This is a genomic window from Paenibacillus sp. MMO-177, from assembly GCF_037147795.1.
Lineage (GTDB): Bacteria > Bacillota > Bacilli > Paenibacillales > Paenibacillaceae > Pristimantibacillus.
In genome coordinates this window covers 413,868-432,744 of record NZ_JBBCUR010000001.1, presented here as the reverse complement: position 1 = coordinate 432,744, position 18,877 = coordinate 413,868, and the positions used below count along the sequence as shown (strand labels likewise).

Below are 18,877 nucleotides of genomic sequence, written 5' to 3'. Positions count from 1 at the left end.
TGTAGTTTGGCTTAATTTTGGAGGGCTGTCTCGGTTTATATAATTAACTTATAAGACAGAGAGATTATACAGGAGGAGAAAAACGAATGAAGCGACGCGGATTTTGGGGTTACGCCCTTCAGAACAAGACGCTGCTGCTCATGCTGGCGCCGGCGGTATTCTTTTTTATACTGTTCGCTTATATCCCGATGGCCGGCATTGTGCTTGCATTCAAACAATACAACAACACGGGCGGCATATTCGGAAGTCCGTGGAACGGAATCAGCAATTTCCGCTTTTTCTTCGAATCGGGCAATGCCTGGATGGTAACGAGAAATACGGCGCTTTATAACATCGCCTTTATCATCGTCAACAACGTGCTGCAGATTGCGGCGGCGATATTCCTGTTTGAAGCGGTGGGCAAATGGTTCCGCAAGCTCACGCAGACGATGCTGTTCCTGCCATATTTTATCTCGTGGGTTGTCGTAGGCGCGATTGCCTACAACCTGTTCAACTACGACGTGGGTACGCTGAATGTGCTGCTGAAGGCAGTAGGCATGCAGCCGGTTGATATTTACAACACGCCTTCATATTGGCCGGTCATTCTCGTGCTCGTATCCGCTTGGAAAACGATTGGCTACGGCTCGGTCATGTATCTGGCGGCCATTACGGGAATCGACAACGAGATGTACGAAGCGGCTGAGATTGACGGAGCAAACGTGTTCCAACGGATCTGGCGCATTACACTGCCGAATCTGTTCCCAACCGTCATTATTCTGGTGCTGCTTGCAGTCGGCAATATTTTCAGGGGAGACTTCGGCATGTTCTACAACATGGTTGGCAACAACGGACTCTTGTTCTCCTCAACCGATGTTATTGATACCTTCGTATTCCGGTCGCTGACGACCTCGAACGAAATCGGCTTATCGGCTGCCGCAGGCTTCTATCAATCCGTGCTTGGCTTTGCAACGATCTTGCTGGCTAACTATGCGGTACGCAAATACGACAAAGATCATGCATTGTTCTAAGCACATGCTTACGAAGGAGGATTATAGATGAGTGCAATTGCCCAAACGGGGAAAAGCGGGGTTAAACGTCAAGCGGACATTATGCTCTTGCGAGTTATCGGTTATATTTTCATATCGCTCTTGGCCGTCATCTGCTTTGTACCGTTCCTACTAGTAGTCAGCTCTTCCTTTTCGGAAGAAAGCTCCATCGTGGAGAAAGGTTATCAGCTTATACCGGCAGTGTGGTCCACCGATGCTTACAGCATTCTGTTTAAATATCCGGAGCAAATGCTCCGGGCGTATGGGGTCACCATTACGGTGACGGCAATCGGAACGTTGCTCGGCTTGTTCATAACGGCGATGACGGCTTACGTTCTGCAGCGGAAAGATTTCAGATGGCGCAACCAGTTTGCTTTCTTCTTCTTCTTTACGACATTGTTCAGCGGAGGTCTTGTGCCATGGTATATGCTGATCGTTACGTATCTGGATTTGAAAGACAAGTTGATCGTCCTTATTCTCCCGATGCTGCTGAACGTGTTCTATATTATCGTGATGAAGACGTTTATGAGCAGCATTCCGGAGGCGATTACCGAATCGGCCAAGATCGACGGCGCAGGGGACTTCCGCATTTTCGTCCAGCTGATCCTTCCCCTGTCCAAGCCTGTACTTGCCACCATCGGTTTGTTCATCGCTTTGGCCTATTGGAATGACTGGTACAATGCGCTGCTGTTTGTGAGCGACGAGAAGCTTATGCCGCTTCAATATTATCTGTACAAAATGCTTGGCAATATGGACGGCATGCGTAAAGCAATGGTTGCATCGGGAGCGGTCGTTACGACCAACGTCCCGACGGAGAGTTTGAAGATGGCCATGACGATTGTCGCAACCGGGCCTATCCTGCTCGCTTATCCGTTTATTCAACGGTATTTCGTGCAAGGCCTTACGCTTGGCGCAGTAAAAGGTTAGGATGACCTCAGGGCGACCTGGTTATCATATATGACTACCATTATTTAGGGGGATACACATGCGAAACAAAAAAACGGTCATGATGCTGGCAGCAACGGTTGCCTTATCTGCTACGGTTCTTGGAGCATGCGGCAGCAACAATGGTAATAACAACGGAAAGAACGCGGAAGCGACGCAATCGCCTGCTGCAGAATCGCAATCGCCAACGGCATCGGCTAACGGCGGCGCGGTTGACACATCAGAAGAGCTAAAGATCAAAATGCTGCTTGTTGGCGGCAAACCGGTTGATTATGACGCGGTCTTCGGCGAGCTGAACAAGAAGCTGAAAGAAAAAGTTAACGCTACCGTTGATGCCGAGTTCCTCGACTGGGCGGACTGGACGCAGAAATATCCGCTGAAGTTCGCCGCAAACGAAGATTTCGATATTGCCTACACAGCGAACTGGGCTTTCTATAACGACCAAGCGCTTAAAGGCGGCTTCATGGAGCTGACCGACGATATGCTCAGCAAGTTTATGCCGCAAACGATGAAAGCTATGCCTGCGGTTGCTTGGGAGCAGTCGAAGGTGAACGGCAAGCAGTACATGGTGCCGAACAACAACCCGGAAGTAACGGACAAAGCGGTATTGATTCGCGAGGATCTGCGCAAGAAATATAACCTGGAGCCGGTTAACAGCCCTGAGACTTATGCCGCTTACCTGAAGGCGATTGCGGCTAACGAGAAAGGCATCAATGCCTTTAACGCAAAAGGCGCCGACGGCTGGAAATGGCATGAGCTTGATCAAGTCCTGCTCGAGCAGGCGAATGAGTTCAATCTGGTCGACTACAGCATGCCGCTGGCTTACAAGCTGGACGACCCAACAGGCAAAGTATTCAATATTTACGACACGCCGGAATTCAAATCCCTTCTTGCTTATTATAAAGATCTGGCCGACAACGGCGCATGGTCCAAAAATATCGTGTCCAACAAAAACGACGTATGGCAGGATATGAAAGCAGGCAAAACGGCTTCTTACTCCCATAACCTCGGTACGCTTGCAATGAACCTGGCGGAGCTGAAACGCGAGCAGCCGAATGTTGAGCTGGCAATCGCGGATCTGACGCCTGACAAAAAGAAAATCGCCGCAATCTCGACGCAAAACGGCTTTGCGATCCATGCCGGTTCGAAGAAAGCGGAACGTTCGCTGATGGTGCTTGACCTGCTGCAAAACGATAAAGAAATCCATGACCTGTTCATGTACGGCATTGCGGGCACAAACTACGAGCCTGTAGGCGATGACAAGTTTAACGCATTGCCTGGCACGCCGAACTACACCGGCTTCTCCAACTGGGGTTCGAACTCCCCGCTGAACCGCAAAGACGCATCGTACCCTGCTGAAGCAGACGCGATTGCCGCGGAATGGGACAAGAAGGTTTACCACTTCAAGCTTGAGACCTTTGTATTCAACGATGCAAACGTGAAAAATGAAGTGGCTAACGTAGGCAACGTCATGCTTCGTTATGCCATTCCTCTCGAGTATGGCCTGATCAAGGACATCGATAAAGGCCAAGCGGATCTGATCGCGCAGCTGAAAGCAGCTGGTATCGAGAAGGTGCAGAAAGAGCTGCAAAGCCAGATCGACGCGTTTTTAGCGGCTCAATAAGGGGAGACGATTGTCTCTCCGCCTTGGGGAAAAGGATTTGTTAGAGATTGCTGGGGCGTGCAGGAACGGGGTATCCCCTTCGGCCACTGTTGTCTGCAGGAAATTTGAATTTAATCTCCAATGGAGATTTCCCGCAGACAAAGGCGGACGCTAACGCTCCTCAGGGGACACCCCTTTTCCTTTCGCCAACTATTCTCTAGTGAACCATTTTCTCAGCTTTGGAGGAGACAAAAGTCTCCTCCTTTTTAAAACCCAAAAAGGGAGGAAAAAAGATGAAAAAGATAGCTAGAAGAAGCATTCTTTTATTTTTCACATTTACGTTAGCGCTTACATCGCTTCTGGCCGTTGGGCCAATGAAGAAAGCCGAGGCGGCGGAAAGCAATTTGTCCGATCCCGATACGTTTATTAAAGGCGTGGATATTTCGACGCTGCAGGCGCTCGAGGATAAGAATGTGAAGTTTTATGATGGAGGAATCCAGCAGGATCTGCTGACCATCATGAAAAATCACGGCGTCAATTATGTCCGTCTTCGCCTCTGGAATGATCCGGTGCAAGCGGATGGCTACAATGACAAGGCACATGTGATTGCGATGGCGGAGCGGGTGAAGGCGGCAGGAATGAAGCTGCTTCTTGATTTCCATTATTCCGACTTCTGGGCGGATCCCGGACAGCAGGTGAAGCCGGCAGCGTGGAAGGATCTAAGCTTTGCGGATTTGAAGACCGCCGTTTATAGCTATACGGAAGATGTCATGAGCGATCTGGCTGATGCGAATGCTTATCCGGATATGGTGCAGATCGGCAACGAAATTAACAGCGGCATGCTGCTGCCCGACGGGTCGACAAGCAACATGGATAATCTTGCCGGGCTGATCAGCGAAGGCGTTAAAGCGGTGCGAGACACCACGCCAAACGGTCAAACGACGCAAATCATGCTGCATTTGGCGGAAGGCGGCAACAACGGCAAATTCCGCAGCTTTTTTGATGCAATGAAAGCGCGAAATGTAGACTACGATGTTATCGGCATGTCCTATTATCCGTTCTGGCACGGCACGTTCCAGCAGCTGAAATCCAATATGGACGATATCGCCACAAGATACGGCAAGCCGATTGTCGTAGCCGAGACGTCGTATGCCAATACGCTTGAGAATGGCGATGACCATCCCAATACGGTTGGCGAGAACGAGACAAAGCTGGTTGGCTTTGAAGCAACCGTCGCGAATCAGAAGCTTGTCACCGAGACGGTGCTGAATACCGTTGCCCATGTGCAAGGCGGACTTGGCCTTGGCGTATTTTACTGGGAGCCGGCTTGGCTGCCGGGTGTAGGCTGGAAGAAAGGCGAAGGCAATGCGTGGGAAAATCAGGCGATGTTTGATTATGACGGCAACGCGCTTGACTCGCTTAACGCGTTCCAATATGTACCGGGCAGCATCGCAGGCGTAGATCCGATTCTCGTTTACCCGGCGACACCGGTTACGATTGCAACGGGAGACGTCTTGTCGCTGCCGGCAGATACAAAGGTTCTTTATAACGAAGGGACCATTGCAGCCAAACCTGTTGAATGGGAGAGTTATAATCCGGAGCTGTTGAGTACGCCGGGAACGTTTACGGTTCAAGGGAATGTGGCGGGCACAAATCTTCGTACCTCGGTAGAAGTAACGGTGACGGGAAGTCCGAATCTGCTGAAAAACGGCAGCTTTGAGAGCGGTACGTTGTCGGATTGGACGGTTTCCGGCGATACGGGTGCCGTAAAAATCGAGCATAATGCGGGTAATGCAAAAGCCGGCGAATATGCATTGAATTACTGGTCGGGCTCGGCTTTTGCTTATCAGGTATCGCAGACGGTAACGGGTCTTGCGAACGGAACGTATGAGCTTCGCGGATATGCTTCCGGCGGGGAATATGCGGATCAGACGATCTCTCTGACGGCTGAGACCAGCGGCCAGACTCATAGTACTCCGGTAACGAATGCCGGATACAACGTCTGGAAGCAATATAAGATTGAGGACATTCAAGTTACGGACGGCCAAGTAAAGGTCGGTATTCACGTAAACGGGCCGGCAGGAGCATGGGGGTATTTCGACAAGCTTGAGCTGGTAAAGGTCGAGGCGGCAGAGGTTAACGTTGTGCAAAACCCTGGCTTCGAAAGCGGCGCTCTTGCGCCATGGACGGTTACGGGGGAGAGCGGAGCGGTAAAGGTTGAGCATAACGCGGCTAATGCCAAATCCGGCGAATATGCGTTGAACTATTGGTTAGGAACGGCATTTAAGTATACGGTTACGCAGTCATTCGAGAATCTTGAGAGCGGCATTTACGAGCTTCGCGCATCGGCGTCCGGCGGCGTATATGTCGAGCAGAAGATAAGCTTGTTCGCCAAATCCGGCGGGAAGACGTTCAGCACTGAGGTTGTAAATACCGGGTGGAATGACTGGCATTCTTACAAGGTTGGCACTATCGAAGTACGGGACGGCAAAGCCTCGATTGGATTTGATGTGGATGCTCCGGCGGGAGCATGGGGCTATATGGACGATATTGCGCTGGTGAGAGTAGGAGATCTTCCTTCCGGCGGCGATCAAAACGGCAGCGACGGATCAGGCAACGGCAATAGCGGGGGATCAAGCGATAACCATAACGGCATTGCTGCCATTACTTCTTCCCAATTGGCTGCTGACGGCAAGGGCGGTTACACGGTAGCTTTGCCGACGGGAACAACGCAGGCTGTTTTGCCTTCCGGTTTGTATGATCAATTGAAGAAAGGGCCGGTGACCTTGTCTGCGGGGGACATGTCCCTGACTATTCCTTCCGCGGTCTTGACCGAGCTGCTTGGCAAGCTGAAGACGGAAGCGGGCAGCAGGATTACTGTGAGCTTCGTACCCGTTACAGGGGAGGCTGCGGATAAAATGCTTGGCAGCACCGGCGCGGATGTCCGAGCGCTTGGCACCGTTTATAACTTCGGGTTGTCGGTAACGGATGCAGCCGGCAATGCCGAGAAGCTGTCCAAGTTCGGCAGTCCGCTGACTCTTCGCATGAAGGCATCGCAAAGCGGAAACGCGGAATTGACGGGTATCTATTATATCGCTGAGGACGGATCTATCCATTATGTTGGAGGGCAATTCGCAAATGGCGTATGGCAGGCAGATGTTGCGCATTTCAGCAGCTACGCTTTGCTTGAAGTAAAAAAATCCTATACGGATGTGCCTGTCGCGCATTGGGCGGCACTAGCAATCGAATCCCTTTCGGCGAAGCAGATTATTAATGGAACAACTGCCGCAAGCTTTGAACCGGAGCGCGCGATCAGCCGTGCCGAGTTCACTGCCATCCTTGTTCGCGCATTAAAGCTTGCCGGAACAGGCGTTCAAGCCTCGCGCTTCAGCGATGTGCCGGCAGACGCTTGGTATGCCGAAGCTGTGTCCGCGGCCTATGAAGCGGGTCTTGTGAAAGGCCGTTCGGCGGAGCAGTTTGTGCCAAACGGCTCGATTACCCGCCAGGAAATGGCCGTTATGCTGGCCAAAGCCTATGAAATTGCCCATAAAGCAGCTTCTGCATCCTCTATTGCCGGCAAAGAGCTTCCGTTCCTGGACAAATCGTCGATTGCGGATTGGGCGATGCCTTCTGTACAATGGGCTTATGAGCATGGGCTGTTAAAAGGACGGAGCGGCGACCGGTTTGCCCCGGCAGCTTCGATGACGCGCGCGGAGGCAGCTGAAGTCGTCTATCGCTTGCTTAAATAGAATCAGGAGTTTTTATTACGTGATGCATCTAGATGAACTGGTATTTATTTTTATGATTGTCCTGCTTGCTGGCTTTGTGCAGGGATTAACGAGCTTTGGCTTCGCTCTAATATCCATGCCGCTGCTGGTGAAGCTGATACCGATGCAGCAGGCCGTCCCTGTCGTTGTTGCGTTAAGTCTCTTCACCAACGTTGCCGTGCTGTACAGCAGCCGCAAGCATATCCGGATCAAGCAGATTTGGCCGCTTTTGGCCGCAAGCCTGCTGGCAGCGCCGCTTGGAACCTACGCGCTGCTGTATGTTCCGGCAAATGCGCTGAAGCTGGGGGCGGGTCTGCTTGTCGCCGTCGTATCCATCCTGATGCTGAGCGGCAAAAGCTTTCCGCTTGGCAGGCTGGCTTATGTGCCCGTAGGTGCAGTAAGCGGCTTTCTGAACGGAAGCATCTCGATGAGCGGGCCTCCGGTGGCGCTATTTTTGACCAACCAGGGCCTCGACAAGATGACTTTCCGCGCGAACATTACGGCTTATGCCTTAATCCTGAATATCATTACGATTGGGACGTATGCGTACGAAGGACTGCTTAACGAGACTGCTATGAAGACGGTAGGATGGGCGGTTCCGGCGCTTATTATCGGGGTTGTTATCGGAATCAAGGCGGTTGGACGGCTGAATGACAAGCTGTTCAAAACAATCGCGCTTTGGCTGATCCTCATTACCGGGATATGGACTGCGCTCGGCGGACTCATCGGTTAGCCCCAAAACAAAAAACCTTGAAGGTGTAGCGCCTAGGTACGGCGCTCCTGCCTTCAAGGTTTTTTTCTTGACTGTTTCATGTGATACATGGCTAGGTCTGCGTCCGTAATCAGCTGTTTGAGACTGGAGTACCGGCCTTGATTGGAGCTCACTCCAATACTAGCCGAAATTCTTACGGGCTGGCCTTGAACAAGAAACGGATCCAGGAAAGCGGCGTTGATCTTGTCATATACCGTACGAACGCCGTTATCCTCGCTTAAGTTCTGGAAGCAGATAATAAACTCATCGCCTCCGTACCTGACGATCCGGTCGCTGTGCCGGATTTGCTGCTTCAAGCGGTTTACCATTTCAACCAGCAGCAGGTCGCCAAACTCATGACCGAATTGGTCGTTAATCTGCTTGAAATCATTCAGATCGATAAACATAACCCCTAGAGGTACCTCTGCATTCCGCTGAAACAGCTCGTCGAGAAACCTTCGATTGTAAACGCCGGTCAAACTATCGGTTACTGTAGCCAATTCCAAATCTATCGTGTATCCAAGCAAGGCGGCCATGGAATTCAGAATCGACTGCTCCTCTTCGCTGGGTGACAAAGGAGTGCGGTCAACCAGATAAAGAGCGCCATGAACGACGCAATCGCTTGTTGATATCGGAACGATATAGTGGGAACGTTGTCCAATAATTGCGCTGATGTCGGATTGAAAAGTCATTCCGCTTTGCACGAGGGTATCTTTGCGGTTATAAGCACTTGCGATCCGGTGGTTTGTTCCTTCCCGGACCGTGATAAAGAGAGTATCGACATGAAACAAGGGGGTCAAAAGTTGTAGAACATGTCCGGCTGCATCGTCGAATGAGCGAATTTTGCTGGGCATTATGTAGTTCATCTCCTGCAAGAATGGCGAACCATATCGAAAATTACCTTCTGATTCCAGTTTAGTCGAAACCGGCTTCAGACTCAATATTGAACTTCTTAATAATGGGTATTTTGAGGTTGAACTGTTTTGTAATTAATAAAATTGTTAATCCAAATATCTTAGAATTTGTTGTTGAATTATTTCAAAGAGTCGTGTTTAATATAAGTATTGTTTCTAATTTATACATTTATCACGAGGTGATTCTCTTATGACGAACCGTGCAAAGATGATCGTTGACAAAGATTTTATCGTAGGTGAGGTAGATAAACGAATTTACGGCTCTTTTATTGAGCATTTGGGACGCGCGGTATACGGCGGTATTTACGAGCCTGATCATCCGTCCGCGGACGAGCAGGGCTTCCGTTCGGACGTGCTTGAGCTTGTGAAAGGATTAGACGTACCTATCGTCCGTTATCCAGGAGGCAATTTTGTATCCGGTTACAACTGGGAGGACGGCGTTGGTCCGGTTGCGGACCGCCCTAGACGGCTTGAGCTGGCATGGCGAACAATCGAGCCTAACCTGGTTGGCTTTAATGAGTTTATCGACTGGTGCAAAAAAGCAAACACCGAGGCAATGATGGCTGTCAACCTCGGTACCCGCGGACCGGAAGATGCCCGCAATCTGATCGAGTATTCCAATCATGCTTCGGGCTCGTATTGGTCGGATCTTCGCATTAAGCATGGTTACAAGGATCCGCATAATATCAAAACGTGGTGCCTGGGCAACGAGATGGACGGCCCTTGGCAGATCGGCGCAAAGACTGCCGTGGAATACGGCCGCATTGCCAATGAAACGGCCAAGATCATGCGCTGGGTGGATCCAACGATTGAGCTTGTGGCCTGCGGCAGCTCGGGCCTTGGCATGCCAACCTTCCCGGATTGGGAAGCAACCGTGCTTGATCTGACTTACGATAACGTTGATTACATTTCGCTGCATCAGTATTATGGAAATAGAGACAAGGATACGAAGAACTTCCTGGCTCAATCGTTAGGAATGGATTCCTTTATTCAGACGGTTATTTCCACGGCCGACTATGTGAAAGCGAAGAAACGCAGCAAGAAAAACATTAACCTGAGCTTCGATGAATGGAATGTATGGTTCCACTCCAACGAGAGCGACCGCAAGATCGAGCCGTGGTCCATCGCGCCGCCGCAGCTGGAGGATATTTATACGCATGAGGATGCGCTTGTGGTTGGCTGTATGCTGATCAGCCTGCTGAAACGCGCTGACCGGGTGAAAATGGCATGTCTTGCCCAGCTTGTTAACGTCATTGCGCCGATTATGACCGAGAATGGCGGAGCTGCATGGAAGCAATCCATCTATTATCCGTATATGCATGCAAGCCTGTTTGGCCGCGGCACCGTATTGGTTCCTTTGCTCAAATCGGATAAATACGACTCCAAGGATTATACCGATGTTCCTTATGTCGAAGCGGTAGCTGTGCACAATGAGGAACTTGGAGAAGTAACCGTATTTGCGGTTAACCGTGACTTGGATAATGCGAGAACGTTTGACATCGATCTTCGCAGCTTTGGCTCCTTCCGCGTGATCGAGCATATTGTCCTTGAGAATGATGACCTGCAGGCCGTTAATACGGCGGCAAATCCGGATAACGTGAAGCCGCATGCGAACGGAAATGCAAAGCTTGAACAAAACGGCACGATTGAAGCTTCTCTTAGCAAAGCTTCCTGGAACGTCATTCGAATCAAACTTCAGTAACAGGATGTGAAACATGTTAATCAAAGCGGATACCGATCAAGCCTGGCTTCCGCTTTATGAAGCGCTGGCTAGTCCTGTGCGATTAAATATTCTGGATCTTCTCGCCGGTGCAGCTGAGCCGATGAATGTCAAAGATCTGGCAGCCGCGCTTGGGCTGAGCAGCGCCATCGTTACGATGCATGTCCGCAAACTCGAGCAGGCGGGAATTATTCAGACAAAGATGGTCAGAAAACAGGGTGGCACGCATAAAATTTGCGAAATCGCGGCATCTCGCATCCAGATTGATTTGCCGCAGCCCGGCTTCACTCCGAAGAAAACCCACGAGATCAGTATACCGGTCGGCCATTATACCGAATTTGAGGTGTATCCGACCTGCGGTATTGCAACAACGGAAAAGGTCATTGGCCAATTCGACGACCCGAGGTATTTCCTCGAGCCTGAACGGATGAATGCCGGCATTCTATGGTTCGGCAAAGGATACGTGGAGTATCGGATTCCGAATTATTTGCTGCCGGGCCAGCAGCCTGAGGATCTTGAGATTGTGCTGGAGATCAGCTCCGAGGCACCGGGCTACAATGAAAATTGGCCATCGGATATCGTATTTACCCTCAACGGCGTCCGGATTGGCATGTGGACCAGTCCCGGCGATTACGGAGCAGTCAAAGGGAAATACACACCAACTTGGTGGCAGGACTTCGTTAATCAGTACGGTCTGCTCAAGATCATCCGCGTCCAGAAAAACGGTACCTTCATTGATGGCCAGAAAATTTCGGATATCGGAATCGATCAGATTGGCCTAAACCGCAATCAGTGGGTATTCCGCCTTGCCGTCGAAGACAATGCCGCCCATGTCGGCGGCCTGACGTTGTTCGGCAAAGGCTTCGGCAACTACAATCAGGATATGATTTTCCGTGTCCATTATCTGGAGTAGAGTGGTGGGCTCGCATGGTGATGTCACTACGAAAGTAAATGTTCTTCCGATCGCTGTGCTTTTCCGGTTCCGTGAACGAGTATTAGCGGTGGGAACCGGAAAAGCAAGGCGAACGCTCCGCTTCTCCAGAACATTTACTTCCTCCGCTCCAAAGTCGCTCGCCCCTGTGGGGTGGGCCGTAAAGGACTGCTGATGACCCAGCAGTCCTTTCTTTATTAGTAGTTGCTGGCTGGTCAGCCAAGCAACAACCCTTCATTTGTACTGTAAAAGTACAGGTTGTTTTGCGCTAACCGGCGCAAAATAACCATCTTGATGCAAAAATGCAGGATAATCTGTCCCATTATGCCCGTGAGGCATAATTTGGCTGGATTTACCTGCATTTTTGCATTTTGTTGAGCTAACGATCCGCCAAGCCGATCGTTTAAATGTACTTTTGCCTTTCGCCCAGCGGCGCAAAGGCAATCTCTTTAAAGCAAGCGTTCCTGGGCTGTCAGCCAGGAACGATAAGCGGCAGCAAAAAGGGCTGAACCCATGGGCTTTTAGCCTGGGGTTCAGCCCTTTTTTTGATTGCGTGGCGAGCCGGGAAGGCGCGGAGGAAGTGAATGTTCTTGAAAAGCGTTAGCGCTCGCCTTGGCTTTCGGGTTCCTACCTTGAAACCTCTTGTTGAGGGAACCCGAAAGGCACAGCGATTGAAAGAATATTCACTTACGCAGCGACGGCCATCAGCGAGCCACACCGCGTCAGCCATAAAAAATGAGCTGTACCCAAGGGTACAGCCCAATTTTTTAGCCCTCCAAAAGGAGAGTTTCTGGATCTTCCAGCATTTCCTTAACTTTTACAAGGAAGCGAACGGCTTCCGCGCCGTCAACAATACGGTGATCGTAAGTGAGGGCGATGTACATCATCGGACGGTTCTCCGAACGTTCTGCGTCGATTGCTACCGGACGAAGCTGGATTTTGTGCATACCCAGAATGCCGACTTGCGGAGCGTTCAGGATTGGAGTCGACAAGAGCGATCCGAAAGTACCGCCGTTAGTGATTGTGAAAGTACCGCCTTGCAGCTCTTCCAGCGACAGCGAGTTGTCGCGTGCTTTTTTAGCCAGGGATACGATCGATTTCTCGATCTCTGCGAAGCTCAGGCGATCCGCGTCGCGCACGACCGGAACAACCAGACCTTCTTTCGCCGATACCGCGATACCGATATCGTAGTATTGTTTAGCGATAATATCGCCGTTGTTGATTTCCGCGTTAAGAAGAGGGAACTCTTTCAGGGCGCCAACAACCGCTTTTGTGAAGAAGGACATGAAGCCAAGACCAACTTCGTGTTTGTCCAGGAACGATTGCTTGCGGCGTTTACGAACGTCCATGATCGCTGTCATATCTACTTCGTTGAACGTAGTCAGCATAGCTGCCGTATGTTGTGCTTCAACGAGGCGGTTAGCGATTGTCGCGCGGCGGCGGGACATTTTCGTACGAGTGTAAGGCTTGTTCGATGTGAATTCCGGTTGAGCAGCTTTTGCAGCCGGTGCCGGAGCTGCTGCAGGTGCAGGAGCAGCAGGGCGAAGTTCAACGCGTCCAAGCGTCGATTGCGCTTCGCTGATGTCGATGCCTTTTTCTCTAGCAAGCTTGCGGGCTGCAGGAGAAGCGTTCAGGTGGCTGTCAGCCGCAGGCGCCGGAGCAACGGCTACCGCTGTTGCAGGAGCAGCTGCTGCAGGAGCCGGAGCGGCTGCCGGTGCAGGGGCTGCTTCAGCTGCCGGAGCAGCCGGTGCCGGAGCGGCAGCGCCGCTGCCAGCTCCGATTGTGCCGATAACTTCACCGATCTCAACGGTGTCGCCTTCGTTTTTCGTAATTTCTTGCAGAACGCCGTCTTGCTCAGCGCTGATCTCGATGTTTACTTTGTCTGTTTCAAGCTCAAGAAGCACGTCGCCTTGTTTAACGGCGTCTCCTACTTTAACGACCCATTTGGAGATTGTGCCCTCCGTAATTGATTCACCCATTGCCGGTACGATAATTTGTTGCACGTGAGCTTACCTCCCTGTGTTATATGTCAACGACGGACTGTATTTTAAAGTTTGCAATAAAATGTGCTGCTGCTCGAAGCTGTGTACTTGCTGGAAGCCGCTTGCCGTACTCGAGCGCTCCGGACGGCCGATGTAGCTTACGCTTGCAGCGGCTGGCGCGATTTTGCGCAGACGAGGCTCCGTATAGAACCACGAACCCATGTTTTGCGGCTCTTCTTGTACCCAGACGATTTCCTTCAGATTCGGCAGGCGTTCGATAATGGCTGCGATTTCTTTCTCAGGGAACGGATACAGCTGCTCAACGCGTACGACATGCAGCCAATCCAGCTCTTGATCGCCGTTTTTCTCGATCGCTTCTTCAATATCAATGGCCATTTTGCCAGTCGCAAGAACGAGACGTTCTACGCGGTCCGGCTTCGCGCCAAGACCTTTTTGCTCGATAACCGGTTTGAACGAACCGCTGCTCAGCTCGGAAATTTCCGCGGCTACGCGAGGGTTACGGATCAAGCTCTTCGGTGCCATGATGATCAGCGGACGAGCGGCATCGCTTTCCGTGATCGAAGCTTGGCGGCGAAGCAGGTGGAAGTAGTTCGCTGCGCTGGACAGGTTAACAACCGTCCAGTTCTCTTCGGCAGACAACTGCAGGAAGCGTTCCAGACGAGCGCTGGAGTGCTCCGGACCTTGACCTTCGTAACCGTGCGGAAGCATCATGATCAGGCTCGATTTTTGCTGCCATTTAGCGCGGCCGGCCGAAATGAACTGATCGATCAATACTTGCGCAACGTTCGTGAAGTCACCGTACTGCGCTTCCCAGATAACCATGGTCTCCGGAGCGTGTACGTTGTAGCCGTATTCGAAGCCAAGGACAGCTGCTTCGGAGAGCGGGCTGTTATGAATCGCAAACGATGCTTTCGCTTCAGGCAGGTGATGAAGCGGGCAGAACGTGTCGCCAGTCTCGGCATCGTGCAGCACCAGGTTGCGGTGCGCGAACGTTGCGCGTTCTACGTCCTGGCCGCTGAGGCGGATCGGCTTGCCTTCTGCCAGGATGGATGCGAACGCAAGTGTTTCGGCATGGCCCCAGTCCATTTTCTCGCCGTCGTTTACAGCCGTTGCGCGACGTTCCAAAATACGCTGCAGCTTCGGATAAACCGTGAAGTTCTCCGGCCATTTCAACAGGTTTGCATTGATCTCGCGAAGAGTTTCAACCGAGATAGGAGCTACCGCATCGCCAGTTGCCAAATCATTTGGCAGGCCTTGCGTCTGATGAACAGGCTCTTGGCCCTCGCGGCTCTTCATTTCCTCGTAAGCTGCTTTCAGACGGCCGATAACTTCTTGCTTCAGGCCTTCCGCTTCTTGCTCGGTAATCGCGCCTTCCGCAATCAGTTTGTCCGTAAAGATACGGCTGACTGTCGGATGAGCTTTTACCTTTTTATAAATGGTAGGTTGTGTAGTTTCCGGATCGTCCGTTTCGTTGTGACCGTATTTACGGTAGCCGATCAGGTCGATCAGGAAGTCCTTTTTGAACTTCGTACGATATTCGCTTGCCATGCGAGCCGCTGCGATTACCGCATCCGGATCATCGGCATTGACGTGTACGATCGGAATTTCGTAGCCCTTCGCAACGTCGCTTGCGTAATGCGTCGAACGGGAATCATGGCTCTCCGTAGTGAAGCCGATTTTGTTGTTGACGATAATATGAAGCGTACCGCCATGCGCGTAGCCGTTAAGCTGCGACAGGTTCATGGTTTCAGCTACGATGCCTTCGCCTGGGAAAGCGGCGTCGCCGTGCATAATGATCGCTGCGGCGAGATCCGGGTTCTGCTTCGGATAGCCAGGTGCCGTGCGGTCATCCTGTGCCGCGCGCGTGAAGCCTTCGACAACAGGGTTGACGAACTCCAAGTGGCTTGGGTTGTTCGCAAGCGTAATGCGGGTCTTAACCGTTTCGCCCGTACCGATCGAGCGGTTCGCGCCAAGGTGATATTTCACGTCGCCGGTCCAGCCGTAGTTGATGCCGATAGAACCTTCGGACGGGCTCATTTTTTTGTTGGACGCATGATGGAACTCGGAGAAAATCTTGCTGTAAGGCTTGCCAAGCACATGCGCCAGAATGTTCAGGCGGCCGCGGTGAGCCATACCCATCAGAATATGTTTAACGCCGTCGTTGGACAGCTCATGAACCATCTCGTCGACGAGGGCCACGAGAACGTCGTTGCCTTCAACCGAGAAGCGTTTTTGACCGACGAATGTACGCTGCAGGAAATCCTCGAACTGTTCAGCCTCGAACAGCTTCGTCAGTACCTTCTTGCGTTCTTCCGTGCTCAGCTTGGTTGACGGATTTTCTTTCTCTACGCGTTGCTTCAGCCATGCGCGTTCTTCTTCGTTATGAACGTGGCTGAACTCGTAAGCGATTGTTCCGGTGTAAGCCTTGCGAAGCTTCTCGATAGCGTCCCAGCCGTTCTTAACATCGGCAGGCGCTTTCGTCCAGACAAGCTCTGCCGGAAGGGCAGCCAGATCGGCCTCAGTAAGACCGTATGTTTCAAGTTCCAGCATGTTGGTGCTTACTTTCGGACTGATACCGAGCGGGTCGATATCCGCAGCTAAATGGCCGAAAGCGCGTATGTTCCATACAAGCTTACCAGCCGCTACTAGGTTTTGGAGGACTTTGGCATCGATTGCCGCGCCGCCGGAAGCTTGCGCGGTAACGATTGGTGCTGCCGTTTGGCCTGCGTATTGAGGCGGTTCGCCATATTGCTCGAACAGCTCGCGATACTCGGCTACGACGGATTCAGGGTTTTGTTTAAACAGTTCGTATTGTTCTTGGACGTAACCAAGGTTGGGCCCGTAATAAGAAGCCCAGGGATCTTGCTTGTGCAAATTGCCAGATGACATCGACAGATACCTCCGTCTAGGATTTTGAAGTTCAAGGGACGGAAATTAGAACTTACTTATACATCCATTATAGTATAAACAGGCCTTAAAACTTAAATAACGAATATGTATCATTATTATCTTGAATATAGATTGATTCGGCTTGGCGAGCGGCATTTTTCATTCTTATTATGCTCATATCGGCATTATCCAACACCTAAGCAGGGAAGAAAGCCGGCGGTTCCTTTTAAAGCGCATTCATATTCGAGAACGTTCCTTTTGCCTTGCTAGTCAAACGAATAGAAATTTACCCCGCAAGCCGCTAAAAATATCCCTATTTCGCGCCGTTCAAGTCCTATAATGGAAGGGGATGGACATATTGATCAGCGGGAGTGAGGAATCGTGAACGTATCAATTGGAGGCTATTCGTTTAACAACACGTACCTGGAAGGAAAAATGGATGTGTTCGGCTATTTGGAAACGGTCAAATACCGCTACAAGCTGGATGTTGCCGATCTTTGGAACGGCTTCTTTATAGACCGCGGCACGGGGCCGATCTATCAGCTTGCCGAGGAAGGCTATATCCGCAAAATCCGCGAGGCATTGGACGAAAAGGAAATGTCGTTGGTCAACCTCGCCGTTGACGGCGCTCATCTGTGGGATCCGGATCCTGAGGTACGGAAACGCCTGCGTGATAACGCGCTTGCGCATTTGCGAGCAGCGGTTATTCTTGGCGCGAAGACCGTCCGGATTGATACCGGCGGCAGCTATCATGACGTGGAGACGATGACGGAGGAGCAATTCGATTATACGGTCCGGACTTACCGGGAATATGCGCAATTCGCGTCGGATAACGGTTTCCTTCTCGGCCCGGAGAATCACATGGGCGCATCGCTGCTGCCTCGCGAAATGAAACGGATCGCCGAAGCGGTCGACCACCCGGCCTTTGGCTTTCTTGTCCATCTTGGACGGTGGAGGGCCGACCCTGAAGAGGGCGACAAGCTGGTTGCGCCGTGGGCCTACCATACCCATTTCGATGAAAAAACCGCCGTATCCGGCGATGCTTTGAATACGATTGCAACGTTAAAGGATGCGGGTTATAAGGGCTATTGGGGAATTGAATATAACGCGCCGAAGCGGCAGTATCTGGAGACCGAAAGGCTGCTTGGCATAGTGAAAAAGCTGCTTGCGGACGAAGCTGACTTAAGGAGTGAAGGGTAATGGAGACGGTTAAAATCGGGATCATTGGCGTCGGTCAAATCGGCAAGCAGCATATCGAAAAGTACCGCCAGGTCGCGGACGCCCAGATTATTGCGGTATGCGACGTAAACGAAGCGGAAGCCAGAAGGGTAGCCGAGCAATACGGAATCCCGCATGTGTACTCCGATTATCGCGAGCTGATTGAGCGCGAGGATATCGTGGCGGTTGATGTCTGCCTGCACAATAACTTTCATGCTCCCGTCACGATTGCAGCTCTTCAGGCCGGCAAGCATGTGTATTGCGAGAAGCCGATTGCAGGTACATACGAAGACGGAAGAAGAATGCTGGAGGCGGCGGAGGAAACTGGCAAGCTGCTTCATATTCAGCTCTTCACGCTGTACGGCAAGGATACGAAAGCTGCTAAGACGCTTATTGACGGCGGCAAGCTGGGAAGGCTGTACCATGCGCGTTCCACCGGCTTCCGCCGCAGAAACCGTCCATACGTAGACGGTTACGGAACGCCGTTTTTCACCCGCAAAGAAACGGCTGCCGGAGGCGCTTTGCTCGATATGGGCGTATACCATGTGGCTCAGCTGCTCTACCTGCTTGGCAACCCGGAAGTAGAACGCATCTCGGGCAAGGTATATCAGGAAATGGCGATGCTGGAGGAACGCAAAACCAGCAGCGGGTTTAACGTGGAGGAGCTGGCGACCGGCTTTGTCCGGTTCAAAGGGGGCTTAACGCTTGATCTGATCGAAGCTTGGTCCGTTCATATGGGAGGCTTCGAAGGAAGCAGCATTCTTGGCTCGGAGGGCGGCCTCAGATTGCCTAACGGTCTGCCGGGCGAAGCCTCCCAGCGGTTCAGCTATCATAGCACGGTATGCGATATCGATATGGACAGCACGATTGACCTAGACATGATGGATTTGCGCTGGCACCGGCTTCGCGGGAACGAGGATGCGTACGATTCATCGCAGCATCACTGGATTGCGGCGCTGCAGGGACGGGTTCCGCTGCTGCCGACAGCCGACATTGCCCTGCGTACGATGCTGATCAGCGAAGGCATTTACTTATCGGAAGAGCTCGGCCGGGAAGTGACCGCTGAGGAAGTGATCGCCCGGTCAAGCTCAACGGCTATTCCCGTCTAGGC

General features: G+C 51.7%; 13 protein-coding genes. 10 read left to right on the top strand and 3 right to left on the bottom strand.

What is annotated here, in order from left to right:
• Positions 1-86: 86 nt before the first annotated feature.
• The 5 genes from WFK81_RS01830 to WFK81_RS01810 all read left to right on the top strand — a co-directional run bounded on the left by WFK81_RS01830 (position 87) and on the right by WFK81_RS01810 (position 8,073).
• Positions 87-1,007, top strand: coding sequence for an ABC transporter permease (locus tag WFK81_RS01830; protein WP_336784752.1), 921 nt, complete (start codon positions 87-89; stop codon positions 1,005-1,007).
• A 27-nt stretch (positions 1,008-1,034) separates the two neighbouring features.
• Positions 1,035-1,952, top strand: coding sequence for a carbohydrate ABC transporter permease (locus tag WFK81_RS01825; RefSeq protein ID WP_336784751.1), 918 nt, complete (start codon positions 1,035-1,037; stop codon positions 1,950-1,952).
• Positions 1,953-2,010: 58 nt separating this feature from the next.
• Positions 2,011-3,594: a DUF3502 domain-containing protein gene (locus WFK81_RS01820; RefSeq protein ID WP_336784750.1), complete on the top strand. Its 1,584-nt coding sequence runs from the start codon at positions 2,011-2,013 to the stop codon at positions 3,592-3,594.
• 272 nt (positions 3,595-3,866) lie between these two features.
• Positions 3,867-7,322 (top strand): glycosyl hydrolase 53 family protein, encoded by a 3,456-nt coding sequence (locus WFK81_RS01815; RefSeq protein WP_336784749.1) that lies wholly within the window; start codon positions 3,867-3,869, stop codon positions 7,320-7,322.
• Positions 7,323-7,344: 22 nt separating this feature from the next.
• Positions 7,345-8,073: a sulfite exporter TauE/SafE family protein gene (locus tag WFK81_RS01810; RefSeq protein WP_336785463.1), complete on the top strand. Its 729-nt coding sequence runs from the start codon at positions 7,345-7,347 to the stop codon at positions 8,071-8,073.
• Between the two features lie 53 nt (positions 8,074-8,126).
• Here the strand turns inward: WFK81_RS01810 and WFK81_RS01805 are convergent, their stop codons facing one another.
• Complete coding sequence (locus WFK81_RS01805; protein WP_336784748.1) at positions 8,127-8,945, bottom strand: GGDEF domain-containing protein; 819 nt, start codon at positions 8,943-8,945, stop codon at positions 8,127-8,129.
• 250 nt (positions 8,946-9,195) lie between these two features.
• Between WFK81_RS01805 and arfA the strand changes: the two genes are divergently transcribed.
• The 3 genes from arfA to WFK81_RS01790 all read left to right on the top strand — a co-directional run bounded on the left by arfA (position 9,196) and on the right by WFK81_RS01790 (position 12,260).
• On the top strand, positions 9,196-10,707 hold the full coding sequence (gene arfA / locus WFK81_RS01800) for an arabinosylfuranosidase ArfA (RefSeq protein ID WP_336784747.1): 1,512 nt from the start codon (positions 9,196-9,198) through the stop codon (positions 10,705-10,707).
• A 13-nt stretch (positions 10,708-10,720) separates the two neighbouring features.
• Positions 10,721-11,638, top strand: coding sequence for an ArsR/SmtB family transcription factor (locus WFK81_RS01795; RefSeq protein WP_336784746.1), 918 nt, complete (start codon positions 10,721-10,723; stop codon positions 11,636-11,638).
• Positions 11,639-12,020: 382 nt separating this feature from the next.
• On the top strand, positions 12,021-12,260 hold the full coding sequence (locus WFK81_RS01790) for a hypothetical protein (protein ID WP_336784745.1): 240 nt from the start codon (positions 12,021-12,023) through the stop codon (positions 12,258-12,260).
• Between the two features lie 163 nt (positions 12,261-12,423).
• On the opposite strand, the gene odhB is transcribed toward WFK81_RS01790, so the two are convergent.
• On the bottom strand, positions 12,424-13,659 hold the full coding sequence (gene odhB, locus WFK81_RS01785; RefSeq protein ID WP_336784744.1) for a 2-oxoglutarate dehydrogenase complex dihydrolipoyllysine-residue succinyltransferase: 1,236 nt from the start codon (positions 13,657-13,659) through the stop codon (positions 12,424-12,426).
• Positions 13,660-13,665: 6 nt separating this feature from the next.
• The gene (locus WFK81_RS01780) at positions 13,666-16,548 is read right to left on the bottom strand and encodes a 2-oxoglutarate dehydrogenase E1 component (protein WP_336784743.1); all 2,883 of its coding nucleotides are present in this window, start codon (positions 16,546-16,548) and stop codon (positions 13,666-13,668) included.
• Positions 16,549-16,929: 381 nt separating this feature from the next.
• Between WFK81_RS01780 and WFK81_RS01775 the strand changes: the two genes are divergently transcribed.
• Positions 16,930-17,748, top strand: a complete 819-nt coding sequence (locus WFK81_RS01775; protein ID WP_336784742.1) for a sugar phosphate isomerase/epimerase family protein — start codon at positions 16,930-16,932, stop codon at positions 17,746-17,748.
• Positions 17,748-18,875, top strand: coding sequence for a Gfo/Idh/MocA family protein (locus tag WFK81_RS01770; protein ID WP_336784741.1), 1,128 nt, complete (start codon positions 17,748-17,750; stop codon positions 18,873-18,875). Before WFK81_RS01775 ends, WFK81_RS01770 begins: the two co-directional genes overlap by 1 nt.
• Positions 18,876-18,877 lie beyond the last annotated feature (2 nt).